The 16321-nt window shown below is 68.8% G+C and carries 13 protein-coding genes; 7 read left to right on the forward strand and 6 right to left on the reverse strand.

The genetic code is table 11. The features are described 5' to 3' along the window. Positions 1-111: 111 nt before the first annotated feature. The 3 genes from KF708C_RS06945 to KF708C_RS06955 all read right to left on the reverse strand — a co-directional run bounded on the left by KF708C_RS06945 (position 112) and on the right by KF708C_RS06955 (position 3351). Positions 112-870, reverse strand: a complete 759-nt coding sequence (locus tag KF708C_RS06945; protein ID WP_029044354.1) for a slipin family protein — start codon at positions 868-870, stop codon at positions 112-114. Positions 871-872: 2 nt separating this feature from the next. Beyond that, entirely contained in the window at positions 873-2354 is a 1482-nt protein-coding gene (locus tag KF708C_RS06950) for an NfeD family protein (RefSeq protein WP_059411294.1), read from the reverse strand. Positions 2355-2487: 133 nt separating this feature from the next. Beyond that, positions 2488-3351 carry a LysR substrate-binding domain-containing protein gene (locus KF708C_RS06955; protein ID WP_020206520.1) on the reverse strand — a complete coding sequence of 288 codons (864 nt, stop codon included), beginning with the start codon at positions 3349-3351 and terminating at the stop codon, positions 2488-2490. A 229-nt stretch (positions 3352-3580) separates the two neighbouring features. On the opposite strand from KF708C_RS06955, the gene KF708C_RS06960 reads away from it, so the two are divergent. The 6 genes from KF708C_RS06960 to KF708C_RS06985 all read left to right on the forward strand — a co-directional run bounded on the left by KF708C_RS06960 (position 3581) and on the right by KF708C_RS06985 (position 8010). Next, entirely contained in the window at positions 3581-4795 is a 1215-nt protein-coding gene (locus KF708C_RS06960; protein ID WP_059411295.1) for a YbfB/YjiJ family MFS transporter, read from the forward strand. Positions 4796-4911: 116 nt separating this feature from the next. After that, positions 4912-5685, forward strand: coding sequence for a class II aldolase/adducin family protein (locus KF708C_RS06965; protein WP_059411381.1), 774 nt, complete (start codon positions 4912-4914; stop codon positions 5683-5685). A gap of 60 nt (positions 5686-5745) precedes the next feature. Next, on the forward strand, positions 5746-5934 hold the full coding sequence (locus KF708C_RS06970; RefSeq protein WP_020206523.1) for a 4-oxalocrotonate tautomerase: 189 nt from the start codon (positions 5746-5748) through the stop codon (positions 5932-5934). Positions 5935-6006: 72 nt separating this feature from the next. Further along, positions 6007-7038 (forward strand): threonine aldolase family protein, encoded by a 1032-nt coding sequence (locus tag KF708C_RS06975; protein ID WP_020206524.1) that lies wholly within the window; start codon positions 6007-6009, stop codon positions 7036-7038. 131 nt (positions 7039-7169) lie between these two features. Next, positions 7170-7757: an NUDIX hydrolase gene (locus KF708C_RS06980; protein ID WP_020206525.1), complete on the forward strand. Its 588-nt coding sequence runs from the start codon at positions 7170-7172 to the stop codon at positions 7755-7757. A gap of 25 nt (positions 7758-7782) precedes the next feature. Then, positions 7783-8010: a sulfurtransferase TusA family protein gene (locus KF708C_RS06985; protein WP_011297045.1), complete on the forward strand. Its 228-nt coding sequence runs from the start codon at positions 7783-7785 to the stop codon at positions 8008-8010. A gap of 960 nt (positions 8011-8970) precedes the next feature. Here KF708C_RS06985 and galU read toward each other — a convergent pair. Then, positions 8971-9840, reverse strand: coding sequence for a UTP--glucose-1-phosphate uridylyltransferase GalU (gene galU, locus KF708C_RS06990; RefSeq protein WP_059411296.1), 870 nt, complete (start codon positions 9838-9840; stop codon positions 8971-8973). Positions 9841-9893: 53 nt separating this feature from the next. Beyond that, the gene (locus KF708C_RS06995; protein WP_059411297.1) at positions 9894-12761 is read right to left on the reverse strand and encodes a valine--tRNA ligase; all 2868 of its coding nucleotides are present in this window, start codon (positions 12759-12761) and stop codon (positions 9894-9896) included. A gap of 390 nt (positions 12762-13151) precedes the next feature. On the opposite strand from KF708C_RS06995, the gene KF708C_RS07000 reads away from it, so the two are divergent. Further along, positions 13152-15506, forward strand: a complete 2355-nt coding sequence (locus KF708C_RS07000; RefSeq protein WP_020200897.1) for a UvrD-helicase domain-containing protein — start codon at positions 13152-13154, stop codon at positions 15504-15506. Positions 15507-15516: 10 nt separating this feature from the next. Here the strand turns inward: KF708C_RS07000 and KF708C_RS07005 are convergent, their stop codons facing one another. Then, positions 15517-16317 carry a BPSS1780 family membrane protein gene (locus KF708C_RS07005; protein WP_020200896.1) on the reverse strand — a complete coding sequence of 267 codons (801 nt, stop codon included), beginning with the start codon at positions 16315-16317 and terminating at the stop codon, positions 15517-15519. Positions 16318-16321 lie beyond the last annotated feature (4 nt).

Genomic DNA, 16321 nt, shown 5'->3' on the forward strand with positions numbered 1-16321 from the left:
GGAGAGGGCGGGAGCTTGCGAATGCCGCCGTGCCGGAAAAAACCGTCGGCTCCGTTCATTGCTTCGGGCAGTTCCCCAAAGGCGCTTCGGCGCCTTTTTTCATGTCCCTTGCTACGTTTCCCGGCTGAGTTTGCCCATCAGCGTCAGGATGTCGATTGGCAGCGGAAACACGATGGTCGAGCTCTTGTCGCCGGCGATCTGCGTGAGCGTCTGCAGGTAGCGCAACTGCATCGCCTGCGGCTCGCGCGCCAGCATCTGCGCGGCTTCGAGCAGCTTGACCGAGGCCTGCAGCTCGCCCTCGGCGTGGATCACCTTGGCGCGCCGCTCGCGCTCGGCCTCGGCCTGGCGCGCGATGGCGCGGATCATGGTCTCGTTGAGGTCGACGTGCTTGATCTCCACGTTCGAGACCTTGATGCCCCAGCTGTCGGTCTGGGCGTCGAGCGCTTTCTGGATGTCGATGTTGAGCTGCTCGCGCTCGGCCAGCATCTCGTCAAGCTCGTGCTTGCCCAGCACCGAGCGCAGCGTGGTCTGCGCGAGCTGGCTGGTGGCCTCGAGGAAGTTGGCCACCTGGATGATGGCGCGCTCGGGGTCGATCACGCGGAAGTACACCACCGCGTTGACCTTGACCGAGACGTTGTCGCGCGAGATCACGTCCTGCGGCGGCACGTCCATCACCACCGTGCGCAGGTCCACGCGCACCATCTGCTGCACGGCCGGGATCAGGATCACCAGCCCGGGGCCTTTCACCTTCCAGAAGCGCCCGAGCATGAACACTACGCCGCGCTCGTATTCGCGCAGCACGCGGATCGACGAGACGATGAGCAGGGCGATGAGGAAGACCAGACCGCCCGCGCTGAATCCGAATGCCATGATCATGCTCCTCGAGTGGATGGGTGGATGGTGACCGGCGCGTTGGCCGCATCTTGGACGGGACCTTCGGCCGCATCCTCGGCGGCATCGAGCGCGCGCACTTCCAGCAGCAGCCCGTGGCGCCCGATCACGCGCACGCGCTGGCCGGGCGCGAGCGGCAGCGCGCCGTGCACGCGCCAGCGCTCGCCGCGCACCTCGGCCCAGCCGTCCTGGCGCGCGCCGTCGCGCAGCTCCAGCATCACGCCGGGCAGGCCGAGCATGGCGTCGCCGCCGCTGACGGTGGGCAGGCGCCGCGCGCGCCACAGCAGCGTCCAGACGGCCAGCAGGAAGGCGGCGCTCGCCAGCGCCAGCGCGCCGATCAGCCACAGCGGGATGCCGAAGCCGGGCACGTCGGTGTCGATCAGCATCACCGCGCCGAACACGAAGGCGATGATGCCGCCCACGCCGAGCGCGCCGAAGGTGGGCAGGAACAGCTCCGCCACCATGCAGCCCACGCCCAGCGCGATCAGGCCCAGCCCGGCGTAGCTGACCGGCAGCATCTGCAGCGCGAACAGCGCCAGCAGCAGGCAGATCGCGCCGGCCACGCCGGGCAGCACCATGCCCGGCGTGGAGAACTCGAAGATCAGGCCGTAGATGCCGATCATCATCAGGATCAGCGCCACGCTCGGCTCGGTGATGACCGCCAGGAAGCGGCTGCGCCAATCCGGCTCCAGCATCTGCACCGGCGCCTGCGCGGTGTGCAGCACGCGCTCCACGCCGGCGGCCTGCACGCGCCGGCCGTCGAGCGCGCGCAGCAGCGCCGGCAGGTCCGGCGCGAGCAGGTCGGCCACGCGCTGGGCCACGGCTTCGCTGGCCGACAGGCTGACCGCCTCGCGCACCGCGCGCTCGCCCCATTCGGCATTGCGCCCGCGCAGTTGCGCCAGGCCGCGGATGTAGGCCGAGGCATCGTGCATCTGCTTGCGCTCCATCGTGTCCTGCGGCGGGGCGCCGGCGGGCGCCGAGGCGGGCGTGGCTTCCGGCTTCTGCGCGCCGCCCGGGCTGCCCGGGCCGCCAATGCCGATCTGCACCGGGCTGGCCGCGCCCAGGTTGGTGCCCGGCGCCATCGCGGCGATGTGGCTGGCGTAGAGGATGTAGGTGCCGGCGCTGGCCGCGCGCGCGCCGCCCGGGTAGACGTAGCCGGCCACCGGCACCGGCGAGGCCAGGATGGCCTGGATGATCTCGCGCATCGACAGGTCCAGCCCGCCGGGCGTGTCCATTTCCAGCACGATCAGTTGCGCGCCGCCGTCGCGGGCATGCGCCATGCCGCGCACGATGAAGCTGGCGCTGGCCGGGCCGACCGCGCCCTTGAGCGGGATCACCACGACCGGCGCGGCCGGCGCTGCCGGCGGAGCCGCCGGGGCAGCAAAGGCGATGGCGGCGAGGACAGTGGCAAAGACGGCAGCCAGGCCGGGCCGGCTGGCGGCGGCAAGCCATCGCAAGAGCATCGGAGCACGCATCATGGCAAGGGCGCCGGCACAGTGAGTGCAAGCGCGGCGCCACTTCCAGTGTAGGCGAACGGCCACATCCTGCCGGGAACACCGCGCTGGTCCGCGCCGGCCGGCGGCCCGCGGGTGGCGTTCAGGCCGCCGCGGCCAGCCGGACCCGCTCGGCCAGCGCCGTCAGCGCCGTGTTCGCCATCGCCGGATGCCAGGCCAGCAGGGTGTCGGCCTTGCCCGCCGCGCCCATCGGATGCAGGCTGATGCGGGGCAGGTCGCGGTACAGGGCAAGTACCGAGCGCGGCACGATGGCCACGCCGATGCCGGCCGCCGCGCAGGCGATGATGGCGTGATAGGAGCCCAGCTCCAGCACCCGGCGCGGCGGGCTGTCGCCGGCGGCCAGCCAGGTCTCCAGCCGCATGCGGTAATGGCAGCCCGGCTCGAAGGCCAGCATGGTGCGGCTTTCCAGGTCGGCCGCGCCGCGGATGGGCGGGTGGTGCTCGCGCGCGACCAGCACCAGTTCCTCGCGGAAGGCCGGCAGCGACGCCAGCGCGGGATCGTCGAGCGGCTCCGCCACGAAGGCGCAGTCCACCTCGAAGCGGCCCAGCGCCTGCAGCGCCTGGCGCGTGGGCAGCGTCACCAGCTCGAGCTGCACCTCGGGCCAGGTCTGGTGGTACGCGGCCAGCAGCGCGGGCAGGCGGCTGGCCGCCGTGCTTTCCATCGAGGCGATGCGCAGGCGTCCCTGCGGCTTGGCGGGCAGCACGGCCTGGCGCGCTTCCTCGGCCAGGTCCAGCACGCGCCGCGCGTAGTCGAACAGGGTCTGCCCGGCCGGCGTCAGCACCATGCGCTTGCCGTCGCGCAGGAACAGCGCCACGCCGAGCGAGTCCTCGAGCTGGCGGATGCGGGTGGTGACGTTGGACTGCACGCGGTGCAGGCGCGCCGCGGCGCGCGTGACGCCGCCTTCCTCGACCACGGAGCGGAAGATTTCCAGGGATGCCAGGTCCATTGCGATGCCTTTGCCAGGGTTGCCGCCGGCGTGCCGCGTGCCTTGCCGGCCAGCGCCGCCGGTCCACGCCATCTTCCATCTCGCCGGAAGATTGTTGTGTTCTCGATTATTCATTTTTCAGCGGCGTCCCGGCAGCGTAGCATGCGGCGATGGATTCCACATTCCCGACCCGCGGCGCCCGCGCGCCCGGCTTTCGCCTCGTCTTCCGCTCCCCGCGAGGCGCCGGCTGATGGGCAGCGCCGACCACCCGCTCGACGCCGCGCTGGCGCCCGCGCGCGCGCAGCCCGGCACCTGGACCGTGGCGCTGGCCGGGCTGGCCGCGCTGGGCGTGGCGATGGGCATCGGCCGCTTTGCCTTCACGCCGCTGCTGCCGATGATGCTGCATGACGGCAGCGTCACGCTGGGCGAGGGCGGCTGGCTGGCCACGCTGAACTACCTCGGTTATTTCGCCGGCGCCGCGGCCTGCCTGTTCATGCGCCCGGAGCCGGCGCGCATGGTCCGGCTGGGGCTGGCCGCCACCGTGCTGCTGACGCTCGGCATGGCCGCGCCCGGCGGCATGGCGGCGTGGGGCCTGTGGCGCGCCGCCGCCGGCGTGGCCAGCGCGCTGGTGATGGTCTACGGCACGGCGTGGTGCATGCACCGGCTGGCCGAGCTGGGCCGCGCGCCGCTGGGCGGCCTGATCTTCTGCGGCCCGGGCATCGGCATCGTCTTCACCGGAGTGTCGGCGTTCGGCATGGTCGGCGCCGGCTGGCGGGCCGGCTGGGCCTGGCTGGCCTTCGGCGTGCTGGGCGCCGCTTTGGTCGCGGCGGTCTGGCAGGTGTTCCGGCCCGCGCCGCGCACCGCCACCGGTTCAGCCACGGCGGCAGCGGCGGCCACGGCCGCCATGCCGCGGCTCGACCGCGCGGCATGGCTGCTGACGCTGGCCTACGGCCTGGCCGGCTTCGGCTACATCATCACCGCCACCTTCCTGCCGGTGATCGCGCGCCAGGCCATGCCCGGCTCGGTCTGGGCCGACCTGTTCTGGCCCATCTTCGGCGCCGGCGTGACGATCGGCGCCCTGGCCGCGTCGCGCGTGGGCGCCGAGCGCGACAACCGCAAGCTGCTGGCCTTCACCTACGCCATGCAGGCCGCGGGTGTGGCGATCGCGGTGGCGTGGCCCACGGTGGCGGGTTTCGCGCTGAGCAGCCTGCTGGCGGGGCTGCCGTTCAACGCGCTGGTGGCGTTCGCCATGCGCGAGGCCCGGCGGCTGTGGGGCGGGCAGGCGCAGCGCCTGATGGGGCTGATGACGGCCAGCTACGGGCTGGGCCAGATCGTCGGGCCGCCGCTGGCCACCGCGCTGGTGGCGCGCACCGGCGGCTTTGCCGCCTCGCTGTGCTGCGCCGCCGCGGCGCTGCTGCTGGGCGGCGCGATGTTCGCCTGGATGGCGCGCGCGCCGGCGCGCTAGCCGCGCGCGGGGCCGCGCCTGACGGCGCCACGGGCTTGCGCTACAGTATCGCCTTCGCTGCGCCGCACCGCCGCCCGCACGGGCGCGTCGCGCGCGTGGCGCAGGAGCCGATCCCCATGTCATTCGCCTTGCAGCCCGCCCGCGCCGCGGGCGCCACCCAGCCCGCCACGCCGCTCGAGGCGCGCCTGCGCGCCGACCTGGCGGCGGCCTACCGCCTGTGCGCGCTGCAGGGCTGGGACGACCTGATCTACACGCATATCTCCGCCGCCGTGCCGGGCGAGCCGGACCACTTCCTGATCAATCCATTCGGCTTCGCCTTCGACGAGATCCGCGCCAGCGACCTGGTCAAGATCAACGGCCGCGGCGAGGTGGTGGGCGCCAGCGCGCACCCGGTCAACGTCACCGGCTTCGCGCTGCATGGCGCGGTGCACGCGGCGCGGCCCGACGCGGTGTGCGTGATGCACCTGCACAACACCGCCGGCGTGGCGGTGTCGGCCCAGGCGCGCGGCCTGCTGGCGCTGTCGCAGCACGCCATGCGCTTCCACGGCCGGCTGGCCTACCACGACTACGAGGGACTGGCCTTCTCGCCGGCCGAGGGCGCTCGCCTGACCGCTTCGCTCGGCCGGCAGCCGGCCATGCTGCTGCGCAACCACGGCACCCTGACGGTGGGCCGCACCGTGGCCGAGGCCTACGTGCTGATGGCCACGCTGATCAAGGCCTGCGAGATCCAGATCGCCGCCCAGGCCGGCGGCGAGGTCGTGCAGCCGGCGCCCGCGGTGGCCGCGCATGCCGCCGCGCAGCTCGACGACGGCGGCGCGCTGGAAGGCGAGCTGGAATGGCCGTCGCTGCTGCGCAAACTCGATAGAATCGATGCTTCTTACCGCGACTGACGCGCCCCCGCGCGCCGCTCCCGGCCTCATCAAGACCCCCGGAACACAGGAACCCACGCCATGCCGACTTACCACGTAGAACTCTTCGAAGGCCGCTCGATCGAGCAAAAGCGCAAGCTGGTCGAGGAAGTCACCCGCGTCACCTGCGAAACGCTGGGCTGCTCGGCCTCGGCGGTGGACATCGTCATCACCGAGGTCAAGCGCGAGAACTGGGCCACCGGCGGCGAACTGTGGGCCGACAAGAAGTAGGCGCCGGCCGGCCCCCGCGGCGCCCGCCGCGCTGATACCGCACGCATTCCACCCGTCACGGATTCCCCTTTCATGCAGCATTTCGCCTCCGACAACTACGCCGGCTTCTGTCCGGAATCGCTCAAGTATTTCCTCGAAGCCAACGGCAGCGGCCACGAGCAGGCCTATGGCGACGACTCCTGGACCCAGAAGGTCTGCGACCGCATCCGCGACCTGTTCCAGACCGATTGCGAAGTCTTCTTCGTCTTCAACGGCACCGCGGCGAACTCGCTGGCGCTGTCGGCGCTGTGCCAGTCCTACCACTCGGTGATTTGCCACGAGCTGGCGCACATCGAGACCGACGAATGCGGCGGCCCGGAATTCTTCTCCAACGGCTCCAAGCTGCTGACCGCGCCGGGCCCCAACGGCAAGCTCACGCCGGACGCGGTGGAGGCGCTGGTCACGCGCCGCTCCGACATCCACTATCCCAAGCCCAAGGTGGTGTCGCTGACGCAGTCGACCGAGGTCGGCACGGTGTACACGGTGGAGGAGGTGCGCGCCATCGCCGCCATCGCCAAGCGCCGCCAGTTGCGCGTGCACATGGACGGCGCGCGCTTCGCCAACGCAGTGGCCTCGCTGGGCGTGCATCCGTCCGAGATCACCTGGCGCGCCGGCGTCGACGTGCTGTGCTTCGGCGGCACCAAGAACGGCCTGCCGGTGGGCGAGGCGGTGGTGTTCTTCGACCGCAAGCTGGCCGAGGACTTCGCCTACCGCGTCAAGCAGGCCGGCCAGCTGGCCTCCAAGATGCGCTTCATCTCGGCGCCGTGGCTGGGCCTGCTGGAGAACGACGTGTGGCTGGCCAACGCGCGCCACGCCAACGCGATGGCGCAGCTGCTGCACGAGCGCATCGCCACCATCCCGGGCGTGCGCATCATGTTCCCGACCGAGTCCAACGCGGTCTTCGCCGAGCTGCCGCTGACGGCCATCGAGGCGCTGCGCGCCAAGGGCTGGCGCTTCTACACCTTTATCGGCGCGGGCGGCTGCCGCTTCATGTGCGCGTGGGACCTGCAGCCGGAAACCGTGGAGGCGCTGGCCGCCGACATGCGCGTGGCCTGCGCCGCCTGAGCATCGCCCGAACGCGCCCGGGTGCGGTCCCGGGCGCGGCGCCGGCAGGCAAGCAGGCGGCAACACCGGCATCGTGGCAAGCCGACGGGCCGGCAGACAGACAACAAGGCCGAAAGACAAGGAGCTCCACAATGTCCTACTACCGATACTGCCCCCAATGCGGCTCGCCGCTGGAAGTGCTGCCGCATTCCGGCCGCGAGCGCGATGCCTGCGTCCAGCCCGACTGCGGCTTCGTCCACTGGAACAACCCGCTGCCGGTGCTGGCCGCGGTGGTGGAGTACGAAGGCAAGCTGCTGCTGGCGCGCAACGCCGCCTGGCCCGAGAAGATGTTCGCCCTGGTGACGGGTTTCCTCGAACGCGACGAAACGCCCGAGCAGGGCGTGGCGCGCGAGCTCAAGGAGGAGACCAACCTGGACGCGCACGCGGTGTCGCTGATCGGCGTGTACGAGTTCATGCGCAAGAACGAGCTGATCATCGCCTACCACGTGCAGGCCAGCGGCACCGTCTCGCTGTCGGAAGAACTGGCCGACTACAAGCTGGTCGCGCCCGGCGACATGCGCATCTGGTCCGCCGGCACCGGCTTCGCGGTGGCCGACTGGCTGGCCTCGCGCGGCTACCCGGTGCGCTTCTTCGACCGCAACACCGGCGAGGACATCCCCGATCCGCGCCGCCGCGATGCGTTCGACCTGACCGGCGCTTCGCTACAATACAGGCCATAAATACCCAGAACCAAGGAAGAGCGGAATGGAGTTCCAGAAAGAAGTGGACGCGCGGGGCCTGAACTGCCCGCTGCCGATCCTGCGTACCAAGAAGGCGCTGGCCGACATGGCCAGCGGCGATGTGCTCAAGGTGCTGGCCACCGATCCGGGGGCGACGCGTGATTTTCAGGCGTTCGCCAAGCAGACGGGCAATGAGTTGCTGTCGCATCAGGAGGTGGATAAGGTGTTTGTTTTTTATATGCGGAGGCGGTGAGGGATTTGGGTTTGGGGGGGCTTTAAAGTCAAAGGCTTAACTTCAAAATCAAAGGCTTAAAGTCAACATCAAAGTCAAAGGCTTTCGCTCCTCCGGAGCGACTTACTTTCTTTTGTCCGAAAAGAAAGTAAGCCAAGAAAGCGGACTGCCTGGCCGGCAGGGGCAGAAACGTTGGGGTTTCTAGTGTTTCTGGTTTCGTGGTGGGGTCTGTAGTTCTGCCGGGATTCTGCCGGTACCGGTTTTGGTGGCCACGTTCTCTCGGGTGGTGTTCGATTCGTGGTGGCGCTGCATGATGGCGTAGGCCCAGGCCCTTCGGGCTGCTGCCGCGACCGGGGCGGATGGGTGCGATGTCTCGATCGGTACTGGATTCGTGGTGGGCGCGGTGGCCCCGGCTTGAAACGTACCCGCTTGAGAGATGCTGACACGAGAGCGCTCAACGCTGATCGAAACCTCACACACCCGCGCTGGGTCCACCACGCCCACCACGAAACCAGTGGCGGTGCTACGCCGTGACCGCCAGCACCGGTAACGGCAGATGCCCGAACCAGCAGTGCGCTCGCCATCATAGGTCTGACCCCGAAACCACTGCCGCCAGCTAGATCGTGGCCAGCCGAACCGGTAACGGCAGAATCCCGGCAGAACTACAGGCCCCACGACGAAACCACCAACAAGAGAAATCCCAACGTTTCTGCCCCTGCCGGCCAGGCAGCCCGCTTTCTTTGCCTACTTTCTTTTCGGGGAAAAGAAAGTAGGTCGCTCCGGGGGAGCGAAAGCCTTTGACTTTGATGTTGACTTTAAGCCTTTGAAGTTAAAGCCCTTGAAGTCAAAGCCCCCAAAACCAAACAGCCTAACCTCACCCTTCACCCAGCAAACCAAAAAACAAAAAAAAGCCCCGCAAAGCAGCCAAAAAACCGGCCACCCTGCAGGGCTTCCCTTATCCAGCAAAACCACCTACAACAATCACCCCCGCGTACGCAGGTAAGTACCGAATTCGTCCATCACCTCCGGGTGCTTGAGCGCGAACTCCACGGTGGCCTTGAGGTAGCCGAGCTTGCTGCCGCAGTCGTAGCGCACGCCCTTGTAGCGGTAGGCCAGCACCTGTTCCTGGCCGAGCAGCGAGCCGATCGCGTCGGTGAGCTGGTACTCGCCGCCGGCGCCCGGCTTGAGGCTGCGGATGTGGTCGAAGATGCGCGGCGTCAGGATGTAGCGGCCGACCACGCCGAGGTTGGAAGGGGCATCCTCGGGCGCGGGCTTTTCGACGATGCCCGAGACCTTGATCACGCCTTCGTCCCATTCGCGGCCGTCGACCACGCCGTAGGAGCGGCTCTGCTCGGGCGCGATTTCTTCCACGCCCAGCACGGAGCAGTTGTAGTGGCCGTACAGGTCCGTCATCTGCTTCATCACGGGCGGGTCGCCGTCGAGCAGGTCGTCGGCCAGCATGACCGCGAACGGTGCGTCGCCGACCAGCTTTTCGGCGCACAGCACGGCGTGGCCGAGCCCGAGCGCCTCGGGCTGGCGCACGTAGAAGAATTCCACGTGCGACGGCTTGATCGAGCGCACCAGCGACAGCAGCGCCTGCTTGTTCTTGGCTTCCAGCTCGGCCTCGAGCTCGTAGGCCTTGTCGAAATGGTCCTCGATGGCGCGCTTGGAGCGCCCGGTCACGAAGATCATTTCGGTGATGCCGGCGGCCATCGCTTCTTCCACCGCGTACTGGATCAGGGGCTTGTCGACCACCGGCAGCATTTCCTTGGGGCTGGCCTTGGTAGCGGGCAAGAAGCGGGTGCCGAGACCGGCTACGGGGAAGACAGCCTTGGTGACACGGGTTTCCATAACAGGTATTCCTTATCGTTTCGGTGTAGACAACCCTGCTGGTGACGCAAAGCTCATGCCGGCAGACGCCCCAGTTGATCCTGGAGCTTGCCCAGTGTCTGTTCGAAATCGGACAGACGCTGGGTTTCCTGCGCGACCACGGCCGGCGGTGCCTTGGCGACGAAGCTTTCGTTGGAAAGCTTGCCGCGGCACTTGCCGATCTCGGCGCTGAGGCGCTCTATTTCCTTGGACAGGCGCGCGCGCTCGGCGGCCACGTCGATCTCGATCTTCAGCAGCAGGCGATTACCGCCGACGATGGCCACCGGCGCGCCGGCGCCTTCCGTCATCAGGGCGTTCTCGTCTTCGAATACCTTCACCTCGGAAAGTTTCGCCAGCGCCTGCACATAGGCCTGGGCCGAGGCCAGGAAGGCGCTGTCGCCCTGCGCGTAGAGCGGGATGCGCTGGGCCGGCGAGATGTTCATCTCGCCGCGCAGGTTGCGGCAGGCGTCGACCACCGCCTTGAGCTGCGCGGTCCATTGCTCGGCGGCCTCGTCGATCTTGGCCACGGCCGGCAGCGGGTAGGCCTGCAGCGCCAGCGTCTCGCTGCCGTCGCCCCTGGCGCGGCCGGCGAGCGGGGCCACCTTCTGCCACAGTTCCTCGGTGATGAAGGGGATGATCGGATGGGCCAGGCGCAGCACCGTCTCCAGCACGCGCAGCAGCGTGCGGCGCGTGGCGCGCTGCTGCGCCGGCGTGCCGTTCTGGATCTGCACCTTGGCCAGTTCGAGGTACCAGTCGCAGTATTCGTCCCACACGAACTTGTAGATGGCGCTGGCGATATTGTCGAAGCGGTATTCGGCGAAGCCCTTTTCCACTTCGCCCTCCACGCGCTGCAGCAGCGACACGATCCAGCGGTCGGCCTGGGAGAAGTCCAGGTAGCCGTCCGGGCCGCAGTCGTTGTTGCACGGGCCCATGCCGCAGTCATGGCCTTCGGTGTTCATCAGCACGAAGCGGGTGGCGTTCCACAGCTTGTTGCAGAAGTTGCGGTAGCCTTCGCAGCGGCCGGTGTCGAAATTGATGTTGCGGCCCAGCGTGGCCAGCGAGGCGAAGGTGAAGCGCAGCGCGTCCGCGCCGAAGGCGGGAATGCCGTCGGGGAATTCCTTGCGGGTCTTCTTCTCGATCTTGGGCGCGTCCTTGGGGCGGCGCAGGCCGGTGGTGCGCTTCTTGAGCAGCGGCTCGAGCTCGATGCCGTCGATCAGGTCCACCGGGTCGAGCGTGTTGCCCTCGGACTTGCTCATCTTCTTGCCTTCCGAGTCGCGCACCAGGCCGTGCACATAAACGGTGTGGAAAGGCACCTTGCCGGTGAAGTGCTTGGTCATCATGACCATGCGCGCCACCCAGAAGAAGATGATGTCGTAGCCGGTGACAAGTGCCGACGACGGCAGGAAATGCTGCAGTTCGGGCGTCTCGGCGGGCCAGCCGAGCGACGAGAACGGGACCAGCGCGGACGAGAACCAGGTGTCGAGCACGTCGTCCTCGCGGCGCAGCGCGCCGGTGCTGCCGGCGGCCGCGGCCTGCGCGCGCGCGTCTTCCTCGGTGCGCGCGACGAAGCACTTGCCGCTGTCGTCGTACCAGGCCGGGATCTGGTGGCCCCACCAGAGCTGGCGCGAGATGCACCAGTCCTGGATGTTCTCCAGCCACTGGTTGTAGGTGCTGTTCCAGTTCTCCGGGATCAGCTTGATCTCGCCGCCGCGCACGGCCTCGAGCGCCACCTCGGCGATCGAGCGGCCCGGGTAGAAGGTGCCTTCGGGCGCCGGCTTGCTCATGGCGACGAACCACTGGTCGGTCAGCATCGGCTCGATGGCGCTGCCGGTGCGCTCGCTGCGCGGCGTCATCAGCTTGTGCTTCCTGACCTCGGCCAGCAGGCCCTGCGCGTCGAGGTCGTCGACGATGCGCTTGCGCGCGTCGAAGCGGTCCAGCCCGGCGTAGGCCGCCGGCGCGTCGGCGACGATCCTGGCGTCGAGCGTGAGGATGGACAGCTGCGGCAGGCCGTGGCGCTGGCCCACCGCGTAGTCGTTGAAGTCGTGGCCCGGCGTGACCTTGACCACGCCGGTGCCGAACTCGCGGTCGACGTAGTCGTCGGCGATGACCGGGATGTCGCGGCCGGTCAGCGGCAGGCGCACCGACTTGCCGATCAGGTGCGCATAGCGCTCGTCTTCCGGGTGCACCATCACGGCGACGTCGCCCAGCATGGTTTCCGGGCGGGTGGTGGCCACGGTCAGGTGGGTCAGGCCGCGCACGCCGTCGGCTTCGGTGAGCGGATAGCGGATATGCCACATCGAGCCTTCTTCCTCGACGTTCTCCACTTCCAGGTCGGACACCGCGGTGCCCAGCACCGGGTCCCAGTTGACCAGGCGCTTGCCGCGGTAGATCAGGCCCTGCTCGTACAGGCGCACGAACACTTCGGTGACCGCCTTCGACATCTCCGGCGACATCGTGAAATATTCGTGGCTCCAGTCGATCGAGGCGCCCATGCGGCGGATCTGGCGCGTGATGGTCGAGCCGGACTCTTCCTTCCAGGCCCACACCTTCTCGGTGAACTTCTCGCGGCCGAGCTCGTGGCGCGAGACGCCCTGGGACTCGAGCTGGCGCTCCACCACGATCTGGGTGGCGATGCCGGCGTGGTCGGTGCCGGGCACCCACAGCGTGTTGGCGCCGGACATGCGCGCGTGGCGGGCCAGGCCGTCCATGATGGTCTGGTTGAAGGCATGGCCCATGTGCAGCGTGCCGGTCACATTGGGCGGCGGCAGCTGGATGCAGAAATCGGGGCGGTCCGAGTCTAGGGTCGGCTTCGCGATGCCGCGCTTCTCCCACTCTGGGCCCCACTTGGCCTCAATGGCGGCGGGTTCGAAGCTCTTGGCAAGGGACTGGTCTTGGGCGGTCATGCTCGGGGTGTCGATGATTGCGTCGGATTCTGCGGCCCAGGCGGGCGGGGCAAACGCGCCGGGGAAAACGTCAAATTATAGGGGAGGCGGGATGCCTGCGCGGGAAAAGACCCCGCGCAGGCCGGTTCCGCGCCGTCCCCGGGGCGAGCCGGGACGCCGATCCGGGCGCGATCCGCGGGCACCGGGCCATGATGCCTGCGCAATCCGGGCGCCATTTTGCCGCCGTCCGCGCGCGCCGGGTGGATTTCCGGATACTTCCTGCGAGGGGATCACATGGCCCGGCGGCCATGTCTGCGGCCCCGCGCGGGCCGGCGCCGGACCACGCCGGGCCGTGGGCACGGGCGATGGAGGCGCCCCGGTATAATTCCCGGCATTCCACAAGGCCTCCCGATGTCCGATCTGCTTGCCAATCTCAACGCCGAACAACTTGCCGCCGTCACCCTGCCTGACGAACCGGCACTGATCCTGGCGGGCGCGGGCAGCGGCAAGACCCGCGTGCTGACCACGCGCATCGCCTGGCTGATCCAGAACGGGCGCGTGTCGCCGGCCGGCCTGCTGGCGGTGACGTTCACCAACAAGGCCGCCAAGGAGATGACCGCGCGGCTCACCGCGATGCTGCCGATCAACACGCGCGGCATGTGGATCGGCACCTTCCACGGCCTGTGCAACCGCATGCTGCGCGCGCATTTCCGCGACGCCGGGCTGCCGCAGACCTTCGCCATCCTCGACAGCCAGGACCAGCTCTCGGCGCTCAAGCGCCTGCTCAAGTCGCTCAACGTGGACGACGAGAAGTACCCGCCCAAGAGCCTGCAGTACTTCATCAACAACGCCAAGGAGCAGGGCCTGCGCCCGGCCGACGTGGAGGCCAACGACGACTTCAACCGCCGCTTCGTCGACCTCTACGCCGCCTACGACCAGCAGTGCCAGCGCGAAGGCGTGGTCGACTTCGCCGAGCTGCTGCTGCGCTGCTACGAGCTGCTGCGCTACCACGACGCCATCCGCCAGCATTACCAGCACCGCTTCCGCCACGTCCTGGTGGACGAGTTCCAGGACACCAACGTGCTGCAGTACCGCTGGCTCAAGCTGCTGGCCGGCTTCGGCACGCCCAACCCGGCCGCGGTGTTCGCGGTCGGCGACGACGACCAGAGCATCTATGCGTTCCGCGGCGCCAACGTCGGCAACATGCGCGACTTCGAGCATGAATTCCGCGTGCGCCACATGATCAAGCTCGAGCAGAACTACCGCTCGCACGGCCACATCCTCGATTCGGCCAACCACCTGATCGCGCACAACGCGCGCCGCCTGGGCAAGAACCTGCGCACCGACGCCGGCCACGGCGAGCCGGTGCGGGTGTTCCAGGCGGGCTCGGACGGCCAGGAAGCAGCCTGGATGGTGGAGGAGATCCGCGACCTGGTGGCGCAGGGCATGAGCCGCGCGGAGATCGCCATCCTCTACCGCAGCAACGCGCAGTCGCGCGTGATCGAGCACGCGCTGTTCTCGTCGGGCATCCCGTACCGCGTGTACGGCGGCCTGCGCTTCTTCGAGCGCGCCGAAGTCAAGCACGCGCTGGCCTACCTGCAACTGCTGGAGAACCCGCGCAACGACGCCGCCTTCGGGCGCGTGGTGAACTTCCCCGCGCGCGGCATCGGCGCGCGCTCGCTGGAGGCGCTGCAGGACGCCGCGCGCCAGTACGACTGCTCGCTGGCCGAGGCGGTGGCCTACGTGCCCGGCAAGGCCGGCAGCACGCTCGGCGCCTTCGTGCGGCTGATCGAGAAGATGCACGCCGAGACGCGCCGCCTGACGCTGCCGGAGACGGTCGAGTACGTGACCAACACCAGCGGCCTGATCGAGTATTACCGCGGCGAGAAGGAAGGCCAGGACCGCATCGAGAACCTGCAGGAACTGGTGACGGCGGCGCAGGCCTTCGTGATGGAGGAAGGCTACGGCCTGGACGCGCTGGCCAGCGCGATCCCGGTCGGGCGCGACGGCGCGCCGGCAGCGCCGGCGCTGGCCGACGGCGACCAGGCGCAGCAGGTGCTGGACCCCGAGGCGCTGCCGGTGGTGATGACGCCGCTGGTGGCCTTCCTGACCCACGCCTCGCTCGAGGCCGGCGACAACCAGGCGCAGGCCGGCCAGGACGCGGTGCAGATGATGACCGTGCACGCGGCCAAGGGGCTGGAGTTCAACGCGGTGTTCATCACCGGGCTGGAGGAGGGCCTGTTCCCGCACGAGAACAGCGCCAACGAGGCCGACGGGCTGGAGGAAGAGCGCCGCCTGATGTACGTGGCCATCACGCGCGCGCGCGAGCGGCTCTACCTGTCGTTCGCGCAGAGCCGCGTGCTGCACGGGCAGATGCGCTATCACGTGCGCTCGCGCTTCTTCGAGGAGCTGCCCGAGGAAGCGCTCAAGTGGCTGCAGCCGCAGGCGCCGTCCTACGGCGCGCAGCGGCGCCAGCAGAGCGAAAGCGGCTGGGGCCGCGACTGGTTCAAGAAGCCCGAGGACGTGCCCTACTCGGGCACCAAGCCCACCGGCGGCATGGATACCGGCAACGGCTACGCCGACGCCAAGCGCGAGGCCGGCTCCGGCCTGCGCATCGGCCAGAGCGTGTTCCACAACAAGTTCGGCGAGGGTGTCATCAAGGCGCTCGAGGGCGACGGCGCCGATGCGCGCGCCAACATCGAGTTCAAGCGCCACGGCGCCAAGTGGCTGGCGCTGTCGGTGGCGAAGCTGGATCCGATCGACTGAAGGCGCGCCGTCATGCCGCGGTGTCGAGGCTGCCGGCCGGGTTTTCCGGTACCACGTTGAAGCAGCCGCGGTAGGTCGCGTAGAACGAGCAGTACATGATCGCCAGCATCAGCAGCGAGTACGGCGTGACCAGGAACGAGAGCAGGGTCTCGGCGCCGAGCGCGCCGAACAGCGCCTCGAGGAAGAACGGAATCGCCACCAGCAGCACCGCGAACACCACCGCGTAGGCCAGGAAGGCGCCGCGGTTGCGCCAGCACGCGGTCCAGCTGAAGAACAGCGCCTTGACCGGCGGCACGTTGTGCCAAGCGGTCAGCAGCGGGGCGAACCAGAACATCATGGCGATCGGTGTGTACAGCGCGGCGCCGATCATCAGCGCGAAATAGAGCTGGCGCACGGCGTCGGGCGAGGGCGCTTCCTCCTTGAGCAGGATCGGCACCAGCGTGCTGATGTCCACCAGGCTGCCGGCGATCAGGCTCAGCACGAACACCAGCGCGGCGTAGATGCCGCCGAGCACCAGCAGGTTGCGGCTGGCCAGCTTGCCGTTGGCGCGGAATCCCGCCAGCAGCACGGTGGGCAGCACCCGCTTGTTCTGGATCACCTCGCGGCAGGCGGTCATGATGCCGACCGACAGCCCGGGGGTGATCACCAGCAGCGCGATGATGCCGATCAGCGGCACGAACACGGCCAGTTGCGCGGCGATCAGGTAGATGAACAGCAGCATCAGGAAGGCGAGCGGGTTCTTGCGGAACAGCCAGACGCCCTGGCGGAACCAGACATAACCTTCCTTGGCGGAAACTTCCAGTAATTGCATGATG

Origin of the sequence: Cupriavidus basilensis (assembly GCF_000876015.1) — a bacterium.
GTDB lineage: Bacteria > Pseudomonadota > Gammaproteobacteria > Burkholderiales > Burkholderiaceae > Cupriavidus > Cupriavidus basilensis_B.